General features: G+C 51.5%; 19 protein-coding genes. 6 read left to right on the top strand and 13 right to left on the bottom strand.

What is annotated here, in order from left to right; all coding sequences use genetic code 11:
- Positions 1-9: 9 nt before the first annotated feature.
- The 3 genes from V3U24_10615 to V3U24_10605 all read right to left on the bottom strand — a co-directional run bounded on the left by V3U24_10615 (position 10) and on the right by V3U24_10605 (position 1,535).
- Positions 10-300, bottom strand: coding sequence for a hypothetical protein (locus V3U24_10615; GenBank protein ID MEE9167895.1), 291 nt, complete (start codon positions 298-300; stop codon positions 10-12).
- Positions 301-530: 230 nt separating this feature from the next.
- Positions 531-929 carry a helix-turn-helix transcriptional regulator gene (locus V3U24_10610; protein ID MEE9167894.1) on the bottom strand — a complete coding sequence of 133 codons (399 nt, stop codon included), beginning with the start codon at positions 927-929 and terminating at the stop codon, positions 531-533.
- A gap of 330 nt (positions 930-1,259) precedes the next feature.
- Entirely contained in the window at positions 1,260-1,535 is a 276-nt protein-coding gene (locus tag V3U24_10605; GenBank protein MEE9167893.1) for a tetratricopeptide repeat protein, read from the bottom strand.
- A gap of 29 nt (positions 1,536-1,564) precedes the next feature.
- Here V3U24_10605 and V3U24_10600 point away from each other — a divergent pair, with 29 nt between their 5' ends.
- The gene (locus tag V3U24_10600; protein ID MEE9167892.1) at positions 1,565-1,762 is read left to right on the top strand and encodes a hypothetical protein; all 198 of its coding nucleotides are present in this window, start codon (positions 1,565-1,567) and stop codon (positions 1,760-1,762) included.
- Here the strand turns inward: V3U24_10600 and V3U24_10595 are convergent.
- From V3U24_10595 to V3U24_10575, 5 genes are all read right to left on the bottom strand, one after another.
- Entirely contained in the window at positions 1,748-2,761 is a 1,014-nt protein-coding gene (locus V3U24_10595) for a hypothetical protein (GenBank protein ID MEE9167891.1), read from the bottom strand. The two genes, V3U24_10600 and V3U24_10595, sit on opposite strands and share 15 nt — an antisense overlap.
- On the bottom strand, positions 2,740-3,780 hold the full coding sequence (locus tag V3U24_10590; GenBank protein MEE9167890.1) for a DUF5916 domain-containing protein: 1,041 nt from the start codon (positions 3,778-3,780) through the stop codon (positions 2,740-2,742). The genes V3U24_10595 and V3U24_10590 overlap by 22 nt, the downstream gene beginning before the upstream one ends.
- A 154-nt stretch (positions 3,781-3,934) precedes the next feature.
- Positions 3,935-7,345, bottom strand: coding sequence for an efflux RND transporter permease subunit (locus tag V3U24_10585; GenBank protein MEE9167889.1), 3,411 nt, complete (start codon positions 7,343-7,345; stop codon positions 3,935-3,937).
- Positions 7,345-8,508 carry an efflux RND transporter periplasmic adaptor subunit gene (locus V3U24_10580; GenBank protein ID MEE9167888.1) on the bottom strand — a complete coding sequence of 388 codons (1,164 nt, stop codon included), beginning with the start codon at positions 8,506-8,508 and terminating at the stop codon, positions 7,345-7,347. The genes V3U24_10585 and V3U24_10580 overlap by 1 nt, the downstream gene beginning before the upstream one ends.
- A 28-nt stretch (positions 8,509-8,536) precedes the next feature.
- Positions 8,537-10,033: a TolC family protein gene (locus V3U24_10575; protein MEE9167887.1), complete on the bottom strand. Its 1,497-nt coding sequence runs from the start codon at positions 10,031-10,033 to the stop codon at positions 8,537-8,539.
- Between the two features lie 567 nt (positions 10,034-10,600).
- On the opposite strand from V3U24_10575, the gene V3U24_10570 reads away from it, so the two are divergent.
- Positions 10,601-11,203, top strand: a complete 603-nt coding sequence (locus V3U24_10570; protein MEE9167886.1) for a DNA-3-methyladenine glycosylase I — start codon at positions 10,601-10,603, stop codon at positions 11,201-11,203.
- 87 nt (positions 11,204-11,290) lie between these two features.
- Here the strand turns inward: V3U24_10570 and V3U24_10565 are convergent, their stop codons facing one another.
- Complete coding sequence (locus V3U24_10565; GenBank protein ID MEE9167885.1) at positions 11,291-11,860, bottom strand: hypothetical protein; 570 nt, start codon at positions 11,858-11,860, stop codon at positions 11,291-11,293.
- A gap of 449 nt (positions 11,861-12,309) precedes the next feature.
- Here V3U24_10565 and V3U24_10560 point away from each other — a divergent pair, with 449 nt between their 5' ends.
- Positions 12,310-12,522, top strand: coding sequence for a hypothetical protein (locus V3U24_10560; GenBank protein MEE9167884.1), 213 nt, complete (start codon positions 12,310-12,312; stop codon positions 12,520-12,522).
- Between the two features lie 50 nt (positions 12,523-12,572).
- On the opposite strand, the gene V3U24_10555 is transcribed toward V3U24_10560, so the two are convergent.
- Together V3U24_10555 and V3U24_10550 are read right to left on the bottom strand one after the other, a co-directional pair.
- Positions 12,573-12,785 carry a hypothetical protein gene (locus V3U24_10555; protein MEE9167883.1) on the bottom strand — a complete coding sequence of 71 codons (213 nt, stop codon included), beginning with the start codon at positions 12,783-12,785 and terminating at the stop codon, positions 12,573-12,575.
- A 330-nt stretch (positions 12,786-13,115) separates the two neighbouring features.
- Complete coding sequence (locus V3U24_10550; GenBank protein MEE9167882.1) at positions 13,116-15,197, bottom strand: T9SS type A sorting domain-containing protein; 2,082 nt, start codon at positions 15,195-15,197, stop codon at positions 13,116-13,118.
- Positions 15,198-15,581: 384 nt separating this feature from the next.
- Between V3U24_10550 and V3U24_10545 the strand changes: the two genes are divergently transcribed.
- Both V3U24_10545 and V3U24_10540 read left to right on the top strand, forming a co-directional pair.
- Positions 15,582-15,989 (top strand): hypothetical protein, encoded by a 408-nt coding sequence (locus V3U24_10545; protein ID MEE9167881.1) that lies wholly within the window; start codon positions 15,582-15,584, stop codon positions 15,987-15,989.
- 196 nt (positions 15,990-16,185) lie between these two features.
- Positions 16,186-17,070, top strand: coding sequence for a haloalkane dehalogenase (locus V3U24_10540; GenBank protein ID MEE9167880.1), 885 nt, complete (start codon positions 16,186-16,188; stop codon positions 17,068-17,070).
- 270 nt (positions 17,071-17,340) lie between these two features.
- On the opposite strand, the gene V3U24_10535 is transcribed toward V3U24_10540, so the two are convergent.
- Both V3U24_10535 and V3U24_10530 read right to left on the bottom strand, forming a co-directional pair.
- On the bottom strand, positions 17,341-18,630 hold the full coding sequence (locus V3U24_10535; protein ID MEE9167879.1) for a pepsin/retropepsin-like aspartic protease family protein: 1,290 nt from the start codon (positions 18,628-18,630) through the stop codon (positions 17,341-17,343).
- A 591-nt stretch (positions 18,631-19,221) separates the two neighbouring features.
- Positions 19,222-22,539, bottom strand: a complete 3,318-nt coding sequence (locus tag V3U24_10530; GenBank protein MEE9167878.1) for a carboxypeptidase regulatory-like domain-containing protein — start codon at positions 22,537-22,539, stop codon at positions 19,222-19,224.
- A gap of 268 nt (positions 22,540-22,807) precedes the next feature.
- Here V3U24_10530 and msrB point away from each other — a divergent pair, with 268 nt between their 5' ends.
- On the top strand, positions 22,808-23,896 hold the full coding sequence (gene msrB / locus V3U24_10525; protein MEE9167877.1) for a peptide-methionine (R)-S-oxide reductase MsrB: 1,089 nt from the start codon (positions 22,808-22,810) through the stop codon (positions 23,894-23,896).
- Positions 23,897-23,914: the final 18 nt, after the last annotated feature.

Below are 23,914 nucleotides of genomic sequence, written 5' to 3'. Positions count from 1 at the left end.
CATCCTTAATCAGTCTTGTGGCATCCAGCCCACGCCGGCGCGCAGCAGTAGGGCATCGGCCTCCGGCGGAATTTCTAGCACCACGGCCTTCTTCTCCTCCATCAGGGCCTGTAGGTCAGTTTCCCGGAAGGCGTGCAGGCTGAGTTGTGACAGCACTGCTTGCTGAGCGGCGTAGTCGCGCAGCTCGGCCTCCAGACGCTTGCGATCGCCCTCTAAGGCGTCCAACTCGTTAACCCGATTCCGCCCTTCAATCAATTCATATTCAAGTTTGTCGTCTGTCTTTGTCCTGTCTTGTTTCATGTTGGGAGGAAACTCGTCATCTATCTCACTCCCTCAGGTTTAGGGTTGCTTATGATCCTGAGCAGATTCAGAGTCTATGTTCTGGAAAAAGCGAATCAATTACTTAGAACAGAAATCATCTTACAAGAAAACGAGCCATGTTCATGAGGAAACCAGGCAAAGAAGGAGAGACTCAGCGAGTGGATTCCACTAGGCGATAGAATAGAATTCATGTGATTTAAAGCATTTTATTAATCCTCCGAATCAAGTGGATCGTTTCCCAAGGCTACCCATTCGTTTAATTCTCTGTTGAACTCTTGCATAATTCCCGTAAATCTGTCAAAACGCATTTCCTTCCCGTCTTTGATTGTCCAATGTTCCCACCTCATTAGCTGAAACAGTTCTTGAACATTTCCAGGCAATTCCTGTCTCAGTGCTTTGAATTCACACTCACTTTTGTCATCACTAATAACAACTTCCCATCCAAGCACCTGAGCGATTGCCAGGATGTTACGCTGGTGCGGGTCTTGTTTCCCATTCCGCCACCCCCAAACCGTTTGATATGTTACATCGAGCTTCCTCGCCCAGGTCAAATCGGACCACCCGGTTGATTTGATAGCTTCTTGAATTGCCCGTGAAATCGGTTTCATTCAGTAAAACTCTCTATGATTCATTTATGCTATTAAAATTTGATAAACTTTTAACACATCTACTGTGTTTTGTATCACATTTCTATATCGGATGTTGGTTTGTTATTATGACCTTCTCCCCAAGAGTTATACCAATGTTCAAGTTAGGAGGCAGGTCCTTGGCCCACCCCCATCTCAACTGCTGAATTGGTGGATCGTCAAGTGGGGGTTCCTTGCCTTCCCAACGTTGGCCTCGAAGGCGCAACATTATCACTCCCCTCGGAGCGTCTCAAGAATCCTGGCCGTCAACGGATTCTCACCTGAGCGTAGGGCATCGATCCAGCCTTGGCGCTATGCCCGCGCCTCGCCGGATGATGTGTAGACTACAAATGCTTCAAAATCATCAATGGCGCCTTCAAAATCCCCCGTCAGTGCCTTGGCGACCCCGCGGCTATCCCTGATATTCCCATCTTTAGGAGAAAGTGCCACTCCTTTCTCACAGGCCGTCATGACATCAATGGTGGATCCCCAAAAGTTGCTGTTTCTCGATCCTGTCATTCCCCGGTCGATGTCGCCAATGAAGGAGACCCTGATAGCATTGTTTTTTATATTTCTAAAACAGGACACGATTGTCCATTCATGGAAATGTTATGTTGATGCCTGTCCCAAAGGAAGGAGGACTATGCGTCATAGAGCCCGAGGAGGTCAGCAATGTCCGGAGCGCATCATGGGATAGACTGTCAACTGGATCTCACGCAAACGAAGACTATCTGGACAAAGGCGTGTCCGAACATGATGACCTCTTTTGCTCTGCGCATCGAGTGGTGGCAGCCATCTCTTCAGAATACCCATGACAGCTTGGTGAAAAGTGAATTGCCTTGGTCAGAGGAAGTACCGAAACGGGACGTGCCACGCTGATAGGCAATCTGTAGGGAACCGAAAGGCGGCAGGAAGCGCCAGGCCAAGACTGCCTGTACATTATGCTTATCGATCACCGAATTGATTTGGTAGAAGAGCTTCAGGTAGAAATCTTTATTGATGTAATAGCTGGATCGCAGCACGTGAATCCACGTTCCTTCAGTTTCCGGGTCGGGGTCAAGCCATAGTCTCGTGAGGCTGTAGCTGGCATTCCAGGCGTCTGTGACCTTGAGGGTCGTGTGTGTGCCGAAGCGACGCAGGTCGCTTTCGTAGTTGCGCCCGAGTCCGAAGGAAATCTTGGCCGAACGGCCAGCGCGGCTGTCGTAGCCCAGCTCCACCTTCGTCTCGCGGTTTCGAAAGTCCTTTTCGTAGCGCTTGAACTCGTCATTGTGGGATAGTTCAATTTCCCACTTGTTGGTAAACGTCACATCACACTTGGCGTCCAGCTCCCAGCTCCTTAAGACACCCGCCTGGCTCCAATAGTGATTGTAATTAACTCTAGCATCGACCTCCTCCACGGCTCCTTCCTGCATCCAGAGGGTATGGGATAAGTTAGTGTCGAATTCCCTCCGGTTGTCATCGCGGATAAAGCCCACAACATTCATGTTCTCCAGGAGTCCTTCATCCCAATGGGAGTACCGAACGTGGAAATGGCTGGTAGCATTGTCGAAGGCCGGTCGGAGAAACCACGCCGTGGCGCCATCATGGAGGGGGCCGTGGGCACGGACAAATTGAGCCGTTGCCCCTAGTGTCTCGCTAAAGAAAAGGGTGGCGTCCATGCCCGCTGATCCCTGGTTATCAGTGCCGTAGATCCGGTTGGCCGCCAGGAAGCCAATATTGGAAGAGCCGAACAGACCCTTTTTGGCCCGAACGACGGTGTAAGTTGCATCGGAGCTATCTGATCCGTGGTCCATCAATTCCGACTGAGCGCCCATGAGGGCCAAATCCCAGGTACCCACCTTGCCCGTGAGCTTTGCCCCCAGGGGATGTCCCCAATTCGCCGGGAGTAAAACTGCTGGACCCGCTGGCGGAACAATTCACCTCCCTCAAGGAAAAAGGGGCGCTTCTCGGGGATTTCGAGCTCAAATCGCGTCAGGTTGATCTCCTCCACGTCGGCTTCGATTGTGGCGAAATCGGGGTTGACAGTCAGATCGCCGCCGAGGTTGCTGCTTATGCGGTAGCGAAGATCAAAACCGGCTTTCCCCCCCGGTGTCTGCCCCTCTTCGGCCTGGGAGAGCGCGTAGGGGATCAGCTCAAGGCGCTCGACTATACCGTGGAGGTCCAGATACGTCAAATCTCCGAACTGGGAGACACGCCGTTCGTCCTCAAGAGGTCCAGCCCAGTAGCTCTTCTCCTGGCGTCTCGGGTAGAAACGACCCAGATTAACACCCCACGTCTGGTCCTCTCCGCTCTCAAACCTGAGGATGCGGAAGGGGATTGCGAATTCTGCCGTCCATCCTTCCGGGGTTCGAACTGCGGCGGAGAGCCATGTGGCATCCCAACTCTCGTTTCTTGATCGGCCGTTGTCGGCGACCTTTCCATCCGATTGCGTGCCGAGGCTGTTTGTCGTGAAATAGGTGCAGGTGGTGTTGTCGTTGAAAGTGTCGAGCATGACAACTACGGCATCATCGTCATCGAGACTCCCGTCGCGCTTTGTAACCGCGGCGGCAATCCCTTCCGGCTCAGGATCGTAACAAGTGAAGGCTACGTAAAGAGCCTCGTCACCGTAGCCAATATGTGCAACCGTACTGAGGTGGGAAGGCTGACCGTGTTCAGGCTCATACTGGATAAACCCCCCAATCTCTTCTGCCAGCTGCCACACTTCTTCGTCAACTCTGCCATCAATCAACGGAGGTTTTGGGAACTTAGCCGCTCTGACGAATCTCCCCGACTGACCCTGTAAGGCAACGGTTAGGGTAATGAGAAACAGTAAAGTGTGAACGGAAGTCCGCATCTCAAATCCCGCCTTTCGTATACGGTCGGGTCCTTTATCCACATTCAGACTAAAGGTGGGGAACGGCTTTGTTACAGCGAAACCTGTGGCCCAACTCCCTGATGTAACAGAAGTTGAACGCCGTGATGTGAGGGTTATCCAGCCAGATCCTGCTTTATTCCGGCGACGGCGCTAGGCCTGTGGCCGCTGATTCCAGTCCAGCACCTGATTCCTCGCCTCTGCGCGTGAAATACCTCCTGAAAAAGACTTCTACACTATCCAGAGTGGAGACCATGACTGGAACCAACAGCAGCGTGAGAAACGTGGCGAAGGTAAGCCCGGCAATAACGGCAATGGCCATGGGTCCCCACCACGCCGATTGCTCGCCTCCCCAGTAGAGCTCGGGCTCCAACCGGGAGTACATCCCCAAAAAGTCAATGTTCAGTCCAACGGCCAACGGGACCAGTCCCAGGACGGTAGTTATAGCTGTGAGGATTACCGGCCGGAAGCGGGTCATTCCGCCAGTCACCAGGGATTCCAGCCGGTCCAACCCATCGCGCCAGCGGAGGGTGTTGATATAGTCGATAAGAACGATGGCATTGTTTACCACCACTCCGGCGAGGCTGATCACCCCCAGGCCGGTCATAATGATACCGAAGGGCATGCGGAAGACCAGCAGCCCGATGAGAACTCCGATGGTAGACAGGATTACGGAACTGAGAATGATCAAGGGTTTAAACACGGAATCGAATTGTGAAATAAGAATCAACGCGATGAGGAGAATGGCCATCATAAAGGCACCGCTGAGGAATGACTCGGCTTCCTGTTGTTCCTGCTGCTGACCTGTGTAACGAAGCTGGTAGCCCGATGGAAGGGATGCTTCAAATCGTGCCAGTTCCTGCCGGACTTCCCGCAGCACGGCATTCTCATTGTACCCGGAGCGCACGTCGGATGATATGGTCACCACCCGCTCAAGATTCTTGCGATTCACATCGCCGGAGCCCTGCCCCACCCACCAGGTACTTATGGACGAGAGAGGGATCTGCTGCCCGTTCTCATTCACAACGGTGAGATCGGCCAGAGTGCTCAGATCATCGCGATACGGTTTGGCCAGTCGGACAATGATGTCGTACTCATCCTCACTGTCACGATAGGTGGAGGCCTCGGTGCCGTTGATGGCGCTGCGGATGGTGTAGCCCACATCCCTCGTGTTGAGTCCGTACAGCGCAGCCTTTTCCCGGTCTACCTCAATCACGAGCTCAGGCCGGGCGTCCGCCATGTCACTCTCCAGTCCGTCCAGTTTGCCGAAAATTCGGGAGCGCTGCAGCTGTGCCACTGCCTCGTCTCCCAATCGCTTCAGAATACTAGGGTTCTGTCCAGAAATCTCGATGTTGATAGGAGCCCCCGTAGGCGGTCCCATACTGGGTTCTTCCACCGAAACCTCGGCCCCGGCAATAAGTTCGTCAAGCGTTGCCCTCATATGCTCCAGAGTATTAAAGGTATCATAGGACCGGTCCTCAATATCCACGAATTGTACCGCCACCGTGGCCAGGTGCGTCCCTCCCCGGGCACTAAACCCTCCAGACAGGCTGGATCCTACCGTCCCCACCAGGGACTCGTAGTCGACGTCGGCCGGAAGTTTGGCGAGTGCCTCTTCGATGCGCAGGGTGGTCTGATTGGTTTGATTGACATTAGTGCCCAGAGGGGCCTCCACCTGCACGTATGCACTGAAAGGAGGGATGTTTTCAGGAAAGAATTCCACTCCGGCGTTGAACAGACCGAAGGCGACCATGGTCACAACGAAAGCCAGGAAAGATCCTGCCAGCATGCGCAGCCGGTGTTCCAGAGCCCACCTGAGCCGCCGTTCATAAATCCTCAGGATGGCAGGAAGAACCCGGCTCATGAACCAATATGTCACATGATGAAAAAGGTAACGGTGAAGCAGATAAAGCCCGCCCGCCGTCAGAGTAAGCAGGATAGTGGTGAGCCAGTTGGTGGCCAGCCCCACCAGCAATGCCAGTAGAGCCGCGCCCGCAAGGGCCATGCGCATGGAACGAGTCAGGTTCGCCCTCCGGGTCCCTTCCGGCTCCAACCAGAGGGAGCAAAGGGTGGGGACAATCACCAGCCCCACAAACAGGGATGCGCTCAGGGTGATGATCAGAGTCAGAGGCAAAAACCTCATGAACTCCCCCACAATCCCGGGCCAGAAGGCCAGAGGGAGAAATGCCGCCACCGTGGTGGCGGTGGAGGCGATGATGGGCATGGCCACTTCTCCTGGAGCCAGCTTGGCGGCCTCCACTTTGCTGTAGCCCAGTTCACGAAAGCGGTAGATGTTCTCCACCACAACAATGGCGTTGTCCACCAGCATTCCCAGGACCAGGATGAGGCTGAACAGAACCACAAAGTTCATGGTGAAACCGGCCAACTGAATGATACTGAAGGAAAGGAGCATCGATAGGGGAATGGCCAGTCCCACGAAAGATGCGGTGCGTACTCCCAGGAAAAAGAGCAACACGGATACCACCAGGATAATCCCTGAAATAATGTTGTTCTCCAGACTGCTCACCATGTCCCTGATGTCTTCAGACTGGTCCGAGGTGATCTTGACCACGGTCCCCATCGGAAACTTAGGTTTCACTTCAGCGATAACCTGGAGAACCGCTTCGGCCGTCTCGATAATGTTCTCTCCACTCCGTTTGCTCACAGCCAGGGAAATCACCTGGGAGTGGTCCAACCGGGCATAGCTGTCTCTCTCTTTGAAGCCAAAATCAACGGTGGCCACGTCTCGCACGTAAATGGGCCGCCCCCGCCGGGCAATGATCACCACATCGGCGATGGGGGCTGTGGCCGTGAATTCTCCGGGCACCCGTACCAGGTATTTCATGGCGCCGACAGCCATGGCTCCTCCGGGAGTGGTTACATTCTCATCGCGGATGGCATTAATGACATCATCAAAGGAGAGGTCGTAAAACTTGAGCTTGGCCAGGTCCACGTCTACCTGGACCTCTCGCTCCAATCCGCCAGACAGGGTCACCTCAAGTACGCTGGCGATTTGTTCCAGCTCGTCCTGTAAATCTTCCGCCACTTCCCGTAACCGCACAAGACCGTAATCACCGGAAATATTCACCTGCATGATAGGAAACTCCGAGATATTAATCTCGAAGATGCGAGGATCTTCCGCCGCGGCGGGTAGTTTCGGCTTCGCCACATCAATCCGCTCGCGGACTTTTCGGAGGGCCTCGTTCATGTCCGTCCCCGCTATGAACTCTACGTTGATACTGGAATACCCCTCAACGGAAACCGAGGTGATCTGCTTTACATCGGTAATGGTGTTAAGTTCCTCTTCAAGAGGCCGGGTCAACAGGGTTTCAATATCGCCTGGTGCAACGCCGGGGTAGATGGTGTTGACAATGATGTTGGGGATGACGATCTCCGGAGCCGATTCCTTGGGAACAGTGAGGTACGCTCTCAGCCCCATGAGGATAACGATCCCGGTGAGAACCAGTATGCTGGTGGCATGGTCAATGGCAAAGGAGGTTAGTTTGAACTCCCTGAATACCGGTTCGATGTGCCTGCGTTCGGCCATCAGTCGTTCTTCCCGCCCGCAGCTCCGGTCCCAAGGTTTACAAGGCGGATGGGGCTCCCTTCGTCCACCTGCTGATAGCCCACGGTGATGATCAGGTCGCCCACACTTAGCCCCTTGTCCACGACGAGCTGATTCCCATGAGCAGGTCCCAGATGTACGGGCCGGGTGGACGCGAAGTGCTCACCCCGGTTTTCCTGGGCCACGTAGACAACGTAACCGTCTTCCATCCGTTGTACCACCTGCCGGGGCACAATGATGACCTCCTTGAGGCGTACTCGAACGAGCCGCAGATTGGCCACCATCGAGGGTTTGATCTCGTGGTGCGGATTGTCCAGAACTATCTCGATAGGAAACGTCCGGCTATCGGGGTTTACCGTGCTGCCGACGTAGTCGATCCGCCCGACGAACTGCTGATGGGATAATATGTCAAATGTGATCTGTGCGCTGTCGCCGGGGTGAATGGAGAGAGCAAACCGTTCGGGAACACCGCCGGTGATTTTGACCTTGTCAGTTCTTACGATGCGCACCAGGGGAGATCCCACGGCCGCCATTTCTCCCACTTCCAGATACTGATCCTCAAATATACCCCCGATTGGCGCCCGTACCGTGGTGTTGGACAAGCGGGCCTGGAGCATGTTGAGTCGGGCGGCGGTAGCGGCAGCCTGGGATTTGGCCTGCAGATAGGCAAGCTCACTGCCAACCTTGTCCTTCTGCCACAGCTCCTGTTGTCGCTCATATTGTTCCCGTGCCAGGTCCGCCACCGCCCTCGCTTCCTCCACTTGTGCCGTGAGAATGTCGTCCTTTAATTTGGCAATGGGTTGACCCTGTCGCACCGATGTGCCCTTACCCAAAAAGAACCGTTCGATCACACCGTTTTCCTCTGCCCCCACCGTCACGTCCTGCCAGGCTTCTACTTCGCCCACAATGCGGATGTAATCGGTGAAGTCGGAGGTCGCAGCCGGGGTCACTTCCACATTCACTATCCGGGAGACAGCCATTTCCCCTTCTTCAGAAGTACCCGGATTCTCCGCGGAATTCTCCGATGAAGAACACGTGGTGGTCCACAAAACCGCGCTCACACCCACGAATAGTGTCCAAGGGGTTGAGTTGGTGAGTCTTCGTGCAAACTTCCACATGGTTACAGTGCTCCGTTCTAAGCTCATATTTGCTTCCAGACTTGGGTTAAACTCATTAGTGGCGGGTGTTCAGGTCAGAATCAAGTTCGTCCAGACTTACGGGCACGGTTCCCGCGGCGGCGTCCAGCTGTGTGCGAACCGTCAGGTAGTCGAACATGGTCCGGGAGTAGTTGAATTCCGATTGGCGCAGGGCCACTTCAGCATCGGTGATCTGCAGCTGGGAACCTACTCCCGTGCGATATTGTGCGGTGGCAATCTCGTATCCCCGTCGAGCCTGCTCCAGCGCCTGGCGCTGCCTTTCCGCACGGTACCTCGCACCCTCCAGACTGGACAGCAGAGTTCTTAGACGGCTTTCAGCCCGCTGCTGTTGCTGCTGTTGCCGAATTTCACCCTGACGCACCACGACCCTCTGCTGCTGTATCCGGGCATTCCGTGCAAAGCCGCTGAACAGAGGTACCTCCACGTTGATGCCGGCAATGGCAAAGTCGCTCCGCTGGCTAGCTTTTTCACCGAAAAAATCGGGGGCCAAGTTTTCCTGCGCAGTTAAGCTGTAATTGTAAAAGAACGATAGGGAAGGGAAGTATTCCGCTCGCTGAGCCGCCAGACGAGCTTCTTCCAGAGCGATATTGATCTCTATCTGCCGCAGATCACTTCGGTTCCGGAGCGCCCGTTCGTATACCTGCTGAAACTGTGGGGTGGTATCATCGCTGAAGCCCGCCTGATGCAAAAGGACCAGGTTGCCTGGTGTGTTGAGAGCCGCCTCCTGGAGGTCCAGTTCACTGAGGCGACCTTCAAGGGTGATGTCCAATTCAAGGGGGAGTCCCAGCTCCACAAGGAGGTTGCGCCTGACAGCGTCCCGGTTTATCTGTGCCTGATGGAACTGTGACTCCAGGTTTGACACTTGGACTTCCAGGCGCAGGACATCATAGTCGCTTACCATCCCGGCACGGTTCAGGGCTTGGGCTTCTTCTCGTGATTGGCGGACACGCTGCAAACTTTTCTCAGTCAATTGAACTTCTTCAATACTGAGCAGTGCATTGAGGTAGACCTGGCGCACCCGCGTGATTACCTGCTGAATGGTTCCCCGCAACATCTCTGACTGCAGCTGCCGAACCCGACCTGCGGCGCCCACGCCGATGAAAGCCGCCATGTGGAACAGGGGCTGGCTCAGCGTTACGCCAGCCCCCCAGATGTTGTCGGCTCCCACTTTCACCGAGATCTGATCATCACTGCTCGCGGTGGTGTCAAAAAAAACAGCCGGGAGGAAAATCGACTGTTCTATGATGCTTCGGGAATAGGACGCATTAGTCGAGAGCCGCGGTAACACGTTGCTCCATGCTTCCCGGACCTGCTCGTCAGCGATAGTCAGGTTGAGCCGGGCTTCTTTCAAAGTGGGGCTGTTTTCGAAGGCCACAGCGATTGCCCGCTTCAAGGTGAAGTGGGTGTCCCGCGGGTCGGAAAGATCCCTGCCATGGACAAACTCCCCAGAACATAGTACAAGAAGAACCAGAAAAATCGACGCCCTCTGGAAACGAATATGGCTGTTCATCATAACTTTTGTCCAAATCCTTTTGCTGTGATTCTCTTCTTTGGTATCACCACCGCTCCACGAAGAAAACCCCAAAAGAGGTCTTCTAAAGTCGAAAAATTAAAGATGGTTTGGACATTCGTCCTAAGTTTTTCTCCAGGGTCAGTTATCAGGGCCGTGACCTCGTCCATTAGGTGACTGGGAGATTAGGGGACTAGGGGACTGGGTAACTGGTTGATTGATGATTGGTTAACTGGTTTGCTGCCACTGCCTACTGGTGTCTATTCTCTTGATTCTTGGTTCTTGGATCTTCTACTGCCTACTGCCAACTGCTACCTCGTGATTAGGTGACTGGGTAACTGGTTGATTGGTGATTGGTTAATTGGTTTGCGGCCCCTGCCTACTGTTGGAGCGCAGCGGAAATCCCGCCAGCGGCGGGGCTACTGCCGCTGATGATTTGTCAACTCCAGACTTGACAATGGCCTTACGCTTCCTAAATTACTGTCGGTGATTAAAAGTCATGCAAAGGCTGTATAGGTGCGTTTGAAGAGAAGAGAGCCACTAACCGTGTAACGTTAACGAACATGAAGGATGGCCAAAACGGATAAACCACCCCGGTGTCCCTGGGTAGACCTGGACAAAGAAGATCTCGTCCATTACCACGACAGAGAATGGGGCGTTCCCATTCACGATGACCGGCTCCTGTTCGAGTTTCTTACCCTGGAAGCGGCACAAGCAGGACTGAGCTGGTATACCGTGCTGCGGAAGCGGGAAAATTACCGAATCGCTTTTGATGATTTCGATCCAAGAAAAGTTGCCGGATACGACGAGAAGAAAGTTGAGTCACTTCTGGGGAATCCCGGCATCATCCGCAACCGGCTGAAGGTGCGGGCGGCCATCAACAACGCCCAGAAGTTTCTGGACATCCAGGATCAATTTGGCAGCTTCGATGCCTATGTCTGGCGTTTCGTGGATGGCAAGCCCATTGTGAATGAAATCAGAACCTTGACCGATTACCCGGCAACCAGTCCCGAATCCGATTCGCTGAGTGATGATCTCCGCCCGAGAGGGTTCAAGTTTGTGGGATCCACGATCTGCTATGCGCACATGCAGGCTACGGGAATGGTTAACGATCACACATTGAACTGCTTCCGAAGGCAAGAGCTCATTGATGGCTACACCCGGATCTCCTAGCCTGCCCTCTCCGGACGTAATTTGTGATGCCCCGATGTTCATCGGGATCTGCGCTTCGCTCCGACGTGATTCGTAACTCGTTACGCGTCACTTGTCACCAGTCACTTCGAGCGGTCTGAGGGGATGGATCTCTTCGTAAATGTCCGGATGCTCCTGGATAAAATCCCAGATGTCATCAGGGTTGGCTGCCCCAGGTTGGACTCCGAAATGTTTACCCCCTTTGCTAAAGGAGTGGGCGACCAGCCAGGAGCAGATCGGGTACTTGTCCATTCTGGCAATTTGCCGAAAGAAATAGGCGCCCAGCAGCAGCCAATCCAACAGGTGAGCGACAATCTTCAAGTAGCCATACTTGCGGCCAACATAGCTTTCCGCCGCACCGACAATTGTTTCGACTTCGCCCCGGGAGAGATTCTTTTCCCGGTAGACCGCAATTGAATACTTGCCCGGAGGACCGTACCGGTCCCACAGCTTGTGGCGCTTCACGCGACTTAAGACCTCTACAACAACAGCCGCCTCCACCGGTCCGCCTTCCACAACAATGCCAGCGTGATTGACCTTTGTCCGTTTTTCCCCAATGCTTCGAGTGAAGAACCGGATGAGAGCGCTAAGAAATGAACTGCCACGGGTGAGTACAACATCTGCTCGTTTTAATTCCAAAATCCCTCCCGGTGCGGCTAGTGCACCATGGGTTAATTCGTTAACGAGTCATCGCCTGCCTGCCGCAACGGCAACGCACCCAGGTAATAACCTGCAAATAGTTAAGTTCTTAGCACGACACTGCACTTGAATGTGGACTGCATCATCTCCCGATGATGCTGAACCATCAGGAGATGGTTCGCTCCATGCTATTGAGACCTAATATAGTGCATAAAACCTGAATTGATATTGAAAAGTTCTGCAAAATGTTGTACTCTTCTTCCGCATGTACGAGTTTTCCAGTACGACGTGAAATGACATGACCTGGTACCCGAAAAGAGTCATCTCATCCAGAAGACAGACACCTCATTGGAGATCCTGGATGGCTCTTACGAAACGGTGAAGCGGATTTCAAAAGAATTGAGACCAGAGGGTAGTGGACAGGCTCAAGATTGACCTGAGGAATTCAGTTGAGAATTAACATGTTTTTCCTGGCTACGGGAATCTTCGTGGGTCTTTTCGGCATTCTATTGATCATTGCCCCGAAGGTCGTCATACGAATCGAGAGATTGACCGACCACATTGTTGAGACAGACCCAAAGATTCTCACAAGGAGATTCCTGTGGGGTGTTCTCCTGATTCTTGCGGGGACACACATGATCTATGTGTGGCTTAGTCAGTAACGAAAGATCGGGGCGATGATCATTCAGACAGGGAATCTTCTTCTGTCGCCCTAATGTTCGTTATGCATAGACGCAACGTCCTCACGTGCGAACTTTGTCACCCTGAAAACCTCAGCTTTTCCCCTTAGTAGCGTGGGGACAACCATACGTGCCTGGCTTTCGTCCTCCGCCTCTATTATCGCCCATCCGCAATGGTTCTCACTCTCGCATCCCCAATCAAAATGGGTCAGATATCCTTGTGCCAGAACCTGGTCCAAGATCATCAGTCAGTCGCCTGGGTCGTGGCGCGATTGAATCAAGAATCTTTCCATCATTGCTCCTCCTCTTTATCAATAATTAGATTCGAATTCTCTGTACAGGTAAGAGAAGCCCCGGTGAACTAGAGGATCCCCCAGCTTACAGGTGAGTTTAGGTGTTCAAGGGATCAGAGTCAAGCAACGCAGGGGAGAACGGTTGCCCGGACTTCGAGGAAAACCTGAGCTGACGAATTCCCCGTCAGACGTAGTTAGTTATCAAGCAACGATATGTCGGGACAATCAACGTTAATCATTTGCCAGTTCCACTCTCTTCTTGAGGGCCACGGAAAATGACGTCTAGCGAAGCAAGGTTACCTTGCGAGTCCGGATAAAATCCCCGGCCTGCATCCTCACCAAATAGATGCCGGACTGGACTTCGCTTGCGTTCCACCGAAGTTCGTGCTGTCCTGCCTCCATGGGCCGGTTCAGAATCGTCTTGACTTCTCTTCCCAAGAGATCGTAAACCGTGAGCACGACCCGGCGCTTCTTGGGAACCGATAACTCAATCGTGGTGATAGCATTGAAAGGGTTGGGGTAGTTCTGGTAGAGAGCAAATTCGGCGGGTAAGGTCCCCTCTGTTACAGCGCCCACGGGGTGTTGGGGTGATTCAAACGCCCCCATGTCAGGGGCGCTGCCCTCGTAAGCAGTATCCGGCAGAAGTACCAGTGTGTCCCCTTCCAAAACCAGGAACGCTGTGCCGGCATCGATGCAGGGGGAAGTTTCCTGGAGGTGGAAATCACCGCCATCAGGGTCTGCAAACAAGGGGTCTGCCATGATATTGCCCGAAACCCAGTTTGCCGATCCGTTCTCATTCGTAACAATTCCATTCTCTCCACCCTGAAGATCACTGTAGAAGATCGCCACGTCATTTTCAGCCCCGAAGGCAAAAAAGTTGATTTCCTCGGGGAAATCATCCCACAGAATGCTATTCGCAATTACCGGACTGGAATTATTGGTACAATAAATCCCGCCTCCGTAATCAGCCACATTGCCGCTCATCGTAACATTCACCAAAATTGGACTGGAATCTGTACAATATATCCCGCCACCCAGATAATGAGCCACATTCCCACTCACTGTGACATTAACCAATTCTGGACTGGATGAACTACTGTATATCCCTCCTCCAACCACGGCAGAACCACCCGTGACAGTAAGATTTTCAAGGCGAACCCCTTCAGCCTGACCCAAATTTATCACCCCACTCTCTCCCTCAGCGTCTAGAACGACATCGTCTGTAGATTCCCCCGACAGTGAGACAAAACCTGGCACACTCAGGGGAAAGGCTTCTCCTGTGGTGGAAGGGCTGTAGGTCCCTTGATCGAGGAATATTGTGTGAGGATGCCGATCTTCGGCCAGAATGATCGAAAGGGCATACGACAGGGTCTTCAAAGGACTCGATGGGGATAGACCGTTATGAGTATCATCTCCATCCGGGCTCACATATAAATCGGATTCGACCTGTTCTATCTTGGCATGGAGGATATCAAACGTGAAATTGTTCCGGAAGAATGCGTGATAGCTGGTGGGATTCATGACCGTGAAAGTGTCCACCACTACCGGAATGACAGGCGGTTCATAGGCGTATAGGTCGCTGCCCACGTTAGCGTGATTCGAGTAAATATTGCATCTATGTAGGGAATCAAAGACGGGATTCGAATCAACCCAGAAGATTCCCCCACCCCGTTCAGCCGAATTGTCCCTCAGTTTCACGTTCTCCAACGTGGAATTAGATGAAAGAAAGTAGATCCCGCCTCCCGCTGAGGCACTGTTCCCCCAAAAAGTCGCATTGGACAAACTCAACTCGGAATTATCACAATAAATCCCACCTCCCAGGTCAGCCGTATTATGCCTCACCTCCACATCCCCGAGACTAACGACGGAATTACTACAGTAAATCCCACCACCGTCATAATAGGCCACATTACGGCTAAGCGTCACATCTGTCAACTTTGGTGCGGCATCCTCACAAAGTATCCCGCCGCCTATATAGTCTGTTGCATTGTCACTGATCAGCAGACTGACCAAACGGGGACCGGAAGAATTAATGACCGAAATTCCACCACCATAATACTGGTTATTAACTTCTGCCCCTTTCCCATTGGTGATATGAAACCCTCTTAGGACCGCGGATGAATCCTCCCCGCTCTCGAACGTTACCGTGCTGGCCCCATTGCTTCCATCGATCACGGTCTGGGAGATATGGGACGTGTCGCCTGTTACCAGCAACAGACTCGCCACCACAATGTTCTTCCCATTAAAATTGATATTCTCCACATATCTCCCGGTATCTACCAACACCGTATCCCCATCAATTGAACTGTCGATCCCTTCCTGAATCGTCAGTTGATCCTGTGGAACCCTAATTGTGGAGGCCATGGATGCTGAGGTGCAGAGAAACGCGAATGCTGTGTACAAACCGTTATTTGCGCGCCTGGAAAACATTACGGAAGAAATTTACAACCCTCCGCTTGAAACTCAAAAAGCCAAGACAAATGAAAGTTGACGCTCACAATAGGTTTCTCCTAATTTCAGACCAAACCCTTTGACCACGTGGTAGTATGGAAACTAACGGCTCCGAGCTGAGCAGCGCCCGACGCTTGCTTCAACTATTATCCAGCATCAACTTGTTCGAATCCAATCGCCTTTTTTGCGCGCTGTTTGAGCATCCGCTCGAGCGATGTGCTAAGCCGACCGCCCTGTCCGAGACCAGCTTCCGATTGTACCTTTCGCGCCGCAAGGGCACATTGGAGTCCCGCTACCATGGCTCTTGAACTGCAGCAAGCAGGGACCTTTTTTCGGCCCGGCCTCATCGGGCGGGGGTTGCGCCTAATCTCGGGCCTGGTGATTCTGTTCCTCATCAGCCCACTGACTGCGCTTCGCCCCGGTGGGGTAATCAGCATCGGCAACATACCCCTCTGGATCGGACTTGCCTTCACCTTATGGCTTGTAAATGAAGTAGTGAACATCGGCTTCGGGCGTGACTTCGGACAATGGCCGCGCTACGGCTTGGTTGGGTTGCTGGTGTTGAGCAGCCTGGGCGACTACCTGATCAACGGTGTCTGGTGGGCAGAGATCGTCACGATGATAATTGCTACCGAGTTACTACTGGTGCTGGGCTATCTTGGGATCTCATATGTGGTGGCCTCCGTGCTTGCGGTACCTGGCTGAGAGATGCGCGCCGTGCCCCAGTTGGTGGGGCGCTTGAGAGGCAAACCCGTCACGGAACACACGTGAAGTGGCGGCCTCACCCGGCTGGACAGGTGGGAAGCAAAGCGGAAGCAGAGGTAGCCTCCGGTCTAATGGTCATGGTGCAACTCTTGGGGTGCAGGTCAATCCATTAAGTATTAGTTTTGAGAAGTAATAAATGAAGACATTCAAAGAAATCTCGGCTGATTTTCCTTTCGCATCCAAGTACATTGAGATACACAACGCCAATATGCATTACATCGATGAGGGCTCTGGAGATCCAATTCTTTTCCTACACGGTAATCCAACTTCTTCATATTTGTGGCGCAATATTATTCCCTACTTAGTACCTCACGGAAGATGTATTGCACCTGACCTGATCGGCATGGGCAAATCTGACAAGCCTGATCTCGACTACCGCTTCGTTGACCATTCAAAATATATTGAAGGGTTGATCGAGCAGCTAGAGTTGTCCAACATCACTCTTGTTATTCACGACTGGGGTTCCGCGCTTGGTTTCCACTATGCCATGAGACACGAGGACAACATCAAGGGAATCACTTTTATGGAGTCGATGGTGAAGCCGATGATCTGGGCGGACTTCCCTTCCGGTTTCAAAGTGGGTTTTAAGCTAATGCGTACACCCGGTGTTGGTTGGCTTATGATTGGCGTCATGAACATGTTTCTCAAGAAGATATTACCACAATCGATTGTCCGCGAGTTGATTGAAGAAGAAAAGAGCTGCTACGGCGAACCCTACATGACGATCAGAAGCCGCAAACCGGTGCGTCAATGGCCCCGCGAAATTCCGATCGACGGCAAACCGGCCGACATGCATGAGTTGATATCCAACTACAGTCAAAAGCTGCAGGAGTCTGAGTTGCCAAAACTGCTCTTTTACGGCACGCCCGGCGGTATCATCAACGCCAGAACGCTTGATTGGTGCAAGCAAAACCTGAAGAATCTTCAAACGGTTGACATAGGTGAAGGGATTCATTTCTTACAGGAAGACAATCCGCATTTGATCGGCGAAGAATTGGGAAAGTGGTATCAGGACTTATGAGTGTCTACCTTGTTGGATTGCACGAAGACCGACCACTCCCGGTCGTTTTTCAATCACAGTTTGGTGGTGCTTTTGGATGAGTATCTCTTCTTCAGCTGCCATGAACCAAATCACAAACAGAATGTGTTCCGAACGGTGTAAGTATATGACTGGCCCACTTTTAGCGTGTGACCAGCCCCCATTCCTTGGACCACATCTCGCCTAACTTAAAACTGGTACAACCTCTGGCGGTAAGGTCAGTGGTATCCGGGATAGTCATAAAGATACGGATCAATTTGCGGAGTCATTCACAGGTTCCCAGACATATAATTTTCGGTTTTGAAAATCTATTGCTGTCCTGAATTGACTCAAAAACTCGTAGCCTAACAAACCATCAATGATTGACTCATGCCCCCATTTTAGATCGCCTATTACAAATGAGTGATTTTCGTATTGAATTTTGCCAATCTTAAACATATCTAACCGTACAGTCTTCACCAATTGCAAATTCGTATCGGCTCCTTTGAGAGTGTCATTTTTCAGGAATTCATAATGGGTGTTGAGCGGCTCCTCCCATTTCGAAAATAACATGGCTTCTTCTGCGCCGCAATCAATCCCCAAGCGCAAGAAGTAATTTCCAATTTGGGCGTCAATGACCGGAATATGGTTAACCATTGTGAAATCTATCACTTGATTGGGTGCTGTTTGCCAAGAATCCATCGGGTTCTCTGAAAAAAGCGTAAGTGTTTTATGGGAAAAATCAAATTCTATTGTGAAGTTCTGCAGGAAATTCGCCCCGATAATCCCTACTATTTCCGTCTTTATGTTTTCTTCCAGATGGGTTAAATCCAATATCTGGGCTTTAACCAAACTGAGTTCGGCATTCTGCCATTTAAAACCGGATGCCTCAACCCATTTGGCATCTCTGATCGCTCCACCGGCTCCATGTGGTGTCCGGTCTGCAGGCTGGGCTTGTTCCGCCAGCTGGTGAAAACGTTTTGCATTCAAAACAAAGTCACTCGTACCACTGTCGATCATAAAATTGCCTCGCACACCTTCAATTTCTGCCGCCACGGAAATTAGACGGCCCAGCAGGCGGAAGGGGGCCACTATTTTTGCCGGAATTACCTCATTTAGCGACGGTGTTATAGAATGTTTCGAATTTTGCTTACTTGGATAGCTCGCCAACTGGATCTGTACAATTGGTGCCTGTACGATTTTATAGTCACTCGACAAAATCAATTCTTTTATATCCCGCTCACTTTGAAAGACAAACTCTGCTGACACGATAAACTGTTGACCTTTTTCTTCGAACTTCTGAATCATAATAGATTCAATGGTGTTGGGATATTGCGCGACTATTTGACGCATAATCGTTCGCCCCATTTTACCATCATATCCGTTAAAAGAAAAATCTGCGGACAAATAAGGCGCTAACGCGTCAAAATCATGCTGATTCAGCGCTGATACTAACCGGTTAAGCGTTTTCTGAATGTTTTGCTGAGTGTTTTGCTGTTCGGCCCTGCTCGCGGAAATGATGAGGGCCAGGACGATTAAGATACTTCCACTAAAACGTTTCATGTAAGTACTCCTAAGATACTGTGTTTGACTAGCCCCATTCCTTCGACCACTTTTCGCCAACTCAAACATTGGCACATCTTTTAGCATGCAGGTCACCACATCTATTCCTCTTGTACCTGGTTAAGTCAATTTGGTTCTACAAGTGCCAACTTTTTCCTTTTCTAGTCGTGCTGAGACGGTCCGGCCTCTGAACCATCTCTATGACCCAATTCTCTTGAGCCGGCTTTTGGATATGGGATTGAGGTATGTATGATGAACGGAAAGAACCGTTCACCATGCTTGAGATGTTTCAGGGGGTGCGAAATGCGATCCGGTCTGAACTTTCTCGACCATCAGACATTAACAGTTTTCGCCGTGCGCTACAGAGGGCGTACCTGAGAAAAACTCATCGCAGTAGTCATCAGGGCAGCAGGAGACACTCCGGAGGACGCATCAACGCTGGCTCGAGCCGATCTGATCACGTTGGATGGTGACTGGATAAGACCCGTGCACAGATCGAAGCGACGCTGAAGGCAGGGATCGAACGCCAGGTGGGTTTGCGATCTCAGTAAATATCAGCCAGACAGAATGTCGGAGGTCAAATCCGGGTGATTAGAAGAGATATCGGAGGCCGAGCTGAACCCGCCAACGCGAAAACTCACCCGGATCGTCTATGTACGTCTCGGAAGGTCCGGTAAAGTCAAAGATTGGCTCTCCGCCGTCCGTCCAGCCTACCAGCTTAAGGGGTGAAGTCGCTGCCGGGCTAGCCACTTTCCGTACGCCAAAATTTGAACTTAGCAGGTTAGCCGCATTCATAATATCAAGGCTCAATTGCACCGTATGTCTTTGACCTCCGAGATCCATTGAATAGTCCTGAAGTACCCTCAGGTCGATATTACTGAACCACGGATTTATGGCGCCAAATCTCTCGGATATCTCTCCACGATGTTCACTCAAATAATCATCCTGTTTGATGAATGCGTCTAAGGCATCCCAGTCATCGGGGTCATCAAGATTTATGTCACTGGCACTTTCGGGAATATAGATGAGATCGTTACCCCCATACCCATCCCCATTCACGTCGCCGGAATAGATAAAGGAATATCGGTTGCCTCCAGAATAAATATACCGGTTCCCTTGCGCCATCTCAAAGAAGAGACCCACACTGGTACCCATATTTGTCGACCATACATGACGGTAGTTGGCACTACCGATGATCCTGTGGGGGTTTCCGAATTCAGACCAGCTGATTCTTGGGTTGTTGGGATCACCTTGAACCGGCTGATTCTGCCACAAGACACTGGCAATCTCGGTAGATTTCAGGTTGTTTTTTGCCTGTAGGTATGTGTATGCCAGACTGGTATTCAGTCCATTCTCGAACTGCTTGCGTAGCTGAACCGTCAGCGTCAGGTTGTAGCCTTCGTCCGTATTGTCAAGAACGTAGACCCCGGCACCCCCATCGGGATTCAATTCAAAGACACCATCCCCATCAGTGAAGTACGGTCGTCCGTCCTTCAGTGTACGGTCCGGCTTTATCATGTCAGCATTCCGCATATAGATGGCGTTGATGTCCTTGCCGTATAGCAATTCCAACGTTCCCAGCATGTTTCCAGGCAGCTGTTTATCTACGGCCAAATTGGTGGTCCAAACCTGCGGCCAGTTGAAATCCGCATCGATGCCATTGAGATCAAAAGACTGTTGCAATACAGACTTGGTACCCTCAAGTCCTCCCTGCCTTCCGTCACCATCATCCGTGAGGTGATCATCCAGCGCCTCGTCTTCCGAGATTGTTGGATAAAGGTTGAGATTGACTCCCGGATTCGATATCACGTTACCCACCCAGACGAAGGGGAGCCGACCGGTGAAGACACCGGTGCCGCCCCGAATCTGAAAGGAACGATCTCCATTCACGTCCCAGTTAAAACCAGCTCTAGGCGAGTAAAGCGGTGAAGCGTCGGGCAGCTTGCTCTGGTCCACCGTTTCAGATTCGTCGTTCTCATCCAGCAGAGTCAACTCCCGGGAAAAGGGATTGTCTACCGGCTCTGTGTTGTATTGTGGAATATCGATCCTCAGACCGGCCGTCACTTTCACGTTGTCACTCAGCCAGAACTCATCCTGACCATAAACGGACAACTGGGCCACGTCGATTTCTTCACCTTTGTATGGACCGGAACCGCCGACGTTCCAGTCAGCTAAGGCATTGAAGTCATAAAAGTCAGCACTGTCCTCGTCCGTACGGGCGAAGAAATTATCCAGGGATGAAAACGTCGTGGCACCCAAGAAATCCAAGAACCCGGCACCAGGAAACAGATAATCTAAATCCCCTGCAACCATAAATAGCCCGTGACGAAATATGTTAAATGAGTTGAAGAACTTGAACCGTTCGTAATTGAACCCGGCTGTCAGAACGTGCTTGCCCATAAAGTAGCTCAGGTTATTCGTGACCTGAATAACATCCTGGTCAAGGATATTGTGGATCGAGAACGGTTCATGCCCCACTGTCGTGTAGGTCACGCCCGCCTCCCCGATTTCAATGGTGGGGAAATCCCGACTGAAGGGATCGCGGAAATCGCGGAATCTGTTATAGCTAAAAAAGAGCCGATTGGCCACCTTGCTACCAAACGTGCTGTTGATTTCCAGGGCATAGGAATTGAGCTCGTTGTTTATCTTATACCCCGAATTCTGGAAGGGAAGGCTGCTTGAGTTGGGTCCCCGGCCAGTATTGTTGAAACTGAGAACAAACCCGTGTGGAGGCAATGCACGCACCGCGTCCAACATATTATATCTAAAGGTCAGGTTGTGGTTAACATTGATGTTCCAGTCCAGCTTCAAAAGGAGCTTGTTGTTGTCTGTCTCATGGATAAATCCTTCGTAGGGTCCCGTATCATAGTCGTAGACGTCATTCATTATTTGACTGATTTCGTCCATGACCGACGCTTCAACCCGTGATTCCCCGAATTCCACATTGCCACCCTTGTCAGCCACAAAGTTCGTCCCAGGATCATCTCTCCGCTCCAGTTCCGCGTTAATAAAGAAGAACAGTTTGTTCTGTATAATGGGACCACTCAGCGTAAAACCCGACTGATTAAACGATAAATCCGGGTTGGCAATAACGTCCTCACCACCAACCTTATTCCCCATCAGGCTTTCGTTCCTGAAGAAACTGTAGATCGATCCTCTGAATCGATTGGTGCCACTTTTCGTTACCGAGTTGATACCGGCACCAATAAACCCGCCTTCCCGAACGTCAAATGGAGCGATGGAAACCTGAACCTGCTCAATGGCGTCATAGGGGACGGGCTCAGCATTGGTCTGTCCTCCCACTGCTGGATCATCTAAACCGAAGGGATTGTTGAAGTACGAACCGTCGAGGGATATGTTGTTATACAACCAATTTCTCCCGCCAAAACTGAAATTACCGTCACTGCGGGGATCCAGTCTTGTTATGTCCCTCGTGCTCCGCTTGATTGAAGGCAGTTGAGCAACCTGGTCGGGACTTACGTATGTTGCTGCTCCGGTTCTGCCACTGTTTAAGACTTCATCTTGTTCCGCCACCACCTGAATCATTTCCATCTCGATGGCTTCCTCTATAAGACGGAAGTCGAGCCTTACCGTCTGCCCCAAGCTCACAAAAACATTTTCTTCCTTACGTGTTTGGTAACCGATAAAAGACGCCGTAACCGTATATGGGCCACCAACTCTAAGATTCAGTAGATCAAACAGACCACCGATTCTGACGACGGCTCCATACTGGGTGCCGCTGGGTTCATGAACCACAACTATGTTTGCCCCGGTAAGGGATTCGCCTTTTTCGTCTGTGACGAGACCGTTTATGCTGGCGGTGGTGACTCCCTGGCCGAGTACCATCCCCGGAATGGTTAAGGTAATCAACAGTAAACTCGAAACGACATAGAATCTGAGCGGCTTCATATGAGCCTCCTTTTCATGAACCCTGTGAGTACGGATACGGAGAACCGCATGGTTCTTATCTTCTCTTTTCTTGTTGACCTCACACCCTCGTAAATGGAGAATCAAAAATCCACATTTTCAGGGAAAGAGTCAACTACATTTATTCGCTTTTGTCCGGCACCACTGCTTCTAGGACAGGGCAGTCAATGGGTGGGGAAGAATTCCCCTGGTTCTGCTTTATCTTTTCCTTTATTTTAGCGCGGTGCTCAGTTTGCGGTATGGCTCGGAAATGAAAAATATAAGCTGGTTCACCATTAGTCTGCTTCTTGTAGCAATGGGGGGCTCCGACGCGACCGGTGGAGAGAAGCAAAAGGAGAGTTCCAAAATGGAAAACGATTCTGCCAGATTTAGGAAGGCCACCCTCGCTGGCGGTTGCTTCTGGTGCATGGAGCATCCGTTTGAAAGTCTTGATGGAGTAAAGGAAGTCATTGCCGGGTATTCCGGCGGACACAAGGAAAACCCCACGTATGAGGAAGTGTCTACTGGCAACACGGGTCACACTGAAGCGGCTCAAATTATCTTCGATCCCCACAAGGTCAGTTTTTCAGAACTTCTTGATGTTTTCTGGAGACAAATTGATCCCACGGATGCAGGAGGTTCGTTCGCAGACAGGGGTTCTCAGTACCGAACGGCCATTTTCTACCACGACCAGGAACAGAAGCGGCTGGCGGAGGAATCAAAACATGAGCTCGGGAAGTCAGGACGATTTAGCCAGCCCATCGTTACCGAAATTCTCCCTTACTCCAAATTCTGGAAAGCAGAAGACTATCACCAGGACTATTACAAAAAACATACAGTGGGATACAAACAGTACAGAAAGGGCTCTGGTCGGGATGAATACCTTGAGAAAACGTGGGGGAAATCTCTGAAGAAAACTTCCGGGTTCCAAAAACCGTCCGATGAAGAGCTAAAGAAGCAGTTAACTTCCCTGCAGTATACAGTTACCCAGGAATCAGGAACAGAGAGACCCTTCGATAATGAATACTGGGACAGCAAAAAGGAAGGGATCTATGTGGACATTGTTTCCGGGGAACCTCTTTTCAGCTCTCTGGACAAATTTGATTCCGGAACGGGGTGGCCCTGTTTTACGAAACCCTTTGACTCCGATGCCCTGGTGGAAAAAGAAGACAGAAGCCTGCTCAGGCTGCGAACGGAAGTAAGAAGTGTGCAGGCCGATTCCCATCTTGGCCACGTATTCAACGATGGCCCCAATCCGACCGGACTACGTTATTGCATCAATTCAGCGGCCCTTAAGTTTATCCCAAAAGAGGAGTTGGAAGAAAAGGGGTACGGAAAGTATAAGGCCCTCTTCGAATAGTCTTATGACCCGAGTCCC

The organism is Candidatus Neomarinimicrobiota bacterium (assembly GCA_036476315.1).
Lineage (GTDB): Bacteria > Fidelibacterota > Marinisomatia > Marinisomatales > S15-B10 > JAZGBI01.
The sequence above is the reverse complement of the archived record's forward strand: the minus strand, read 5'-3'. Positions and strand labels throughout refer to the sequence as shown.